General features: G+C 69.3%; 1 protein-coding gene. It reads right to left on the bottom strand.

Features of this window, described 5'->3' with window-relative positions:
• A partial coding sequence (locus ACOJUJ_RS27550; protein WP_420130148.1) for a HAMP domain-containing protein occupies window positions 1-1,323 on the bottom strand: 1,323 nt, incomplete at its 3' end.
• Window positions 1,324-1,410 lie beyond the last annotated feature (87 nt).

Below are 1,410 nucleotides of genomic sequence, written 5' to 3'. Positions count from 1 at the left end.
CGCGAAGGCGCTGAGCTGGTCCACCATGGAGTTGATGGTGTTCTTCAGCGCCAGCATCTCGCCCTTGACGTCCGCCGTGATCTTCCGAGAAAGATCTCCGCGCGCCACGGCCGTGGTAACGTCGGCGATGTTGCGCACCTGCCCGGTCAGGTTGGACGCCATGAAGTTCACGGAGTCCGTAAGGTCCTTCCACGTGCCGGCCACGTTGGGCACCTCCGCCTGTCCGCCCAGCACGCCCTCGGTACCCACCTCACGGGCCACGCGCGTCACCTCGTCGGCGAACACGGAGAGCCGGTCGACCATGGAGTTGATGACCTCCTTGATCTGAAGGATCTCGCCCTGCGCCTCGACGGTGATCTTGCGGGTCAGGTCGCCGTCGGCGATGGCGGTGGCCACCGCGCTCACGTCGCGCAGTTGCACCGTCAGGTTGCCGGCCAGCTGGTTCACGTTGTCCGTCAGGTCACGCCACACGCCGGCCACGTCTTCCACCCGCGCCTGGCCGCCCAGCCGGCCTTCCGTTCCCACTTCCTTGGCGACGCGCGTCACTTCGCTGGCGAAGGCGCTGAGCTGATCGACCATGGAGTTGATGGTGTTCTTCAGCTCCAGCATCTCGCCCTTCACGTCCACCGTGATCTTCTGGCTCAGGTCGCCGTTGGCGATGGCCGTCGCGACCAGGGCGATGTTGCGCACCTGGCCGGTCAGGTTGCTGGCCATGAAGTTCACGGAGTCCGTGAGGTCCTTCCACGTGCCGCTTACGTTGGGCACCTCGGCCTGGCCGCCCAGCACGCCCTCGGTGCCCACCTCGCGCGCCACGCGCGTCACCTCGGACGAAAAGGCGCTGAGCTGGTCCACCATGGTGTTCACGGTGGTGGCGATGCGAAGGAACTCGCCCTGCACCGGCTTGCCGTCGATCTCCAGCGCCATCTTTTGCCCCAGGTCGCCGCGGGCCACGGCGCTCAGCACGCGGGCCACCTCGGTGGTGGGGGTGATGAGATCGCTGATGAGCTGGTTGACGGAGTTGATCTTGTTGCTCCACCCGCCGCCCACGGGGCCGATGGCGGCGCGGTCGGTCATCTGCCCCTGCCGCCCCACCGTCATGCTGACGCGGCCGATCTCTTCGGTGATGCGCTGGTTGAGCTGGGCGATGTCGTTGAAGGTGTCGGCGATCTCCTCCATCAGCGGGTCGCCGTAGACTTCGGCGATGCGCACGCCAAAGTCGCCGCCGCGCAGGGCGCGCAGGGCCAGCAGCAGCCGGCGCAGGTCGCGGCGCTCGCCGGAGCTGTCGTCCCCGCCGCCGCCGCCATCCCCGTCGCCGTCACCCAGCCCCAGCGGCACGCGCCGTCCGCGGCCGCGCCCCGAGGCCGCGGCGGCCTCGGTGCGGGGGGCGGTGCGGGTGCGGGCGCGCGGGGC

It is taken from the genome of Longimicrobium sp., assembly GCF_048594345.1.
In the GTDB taxonomy this organism is placed as follows: domain Bacteria; phylum Gemmatimonadota; class Gemmatimonadetes; order Longimicrobiales; family Longimicrobiaceae; genus Longimicrobium.
Note: the sequence above shows the minus strand (reverse complement) of the source record. Positions and strands in the feature narration are given on the sequence as shown.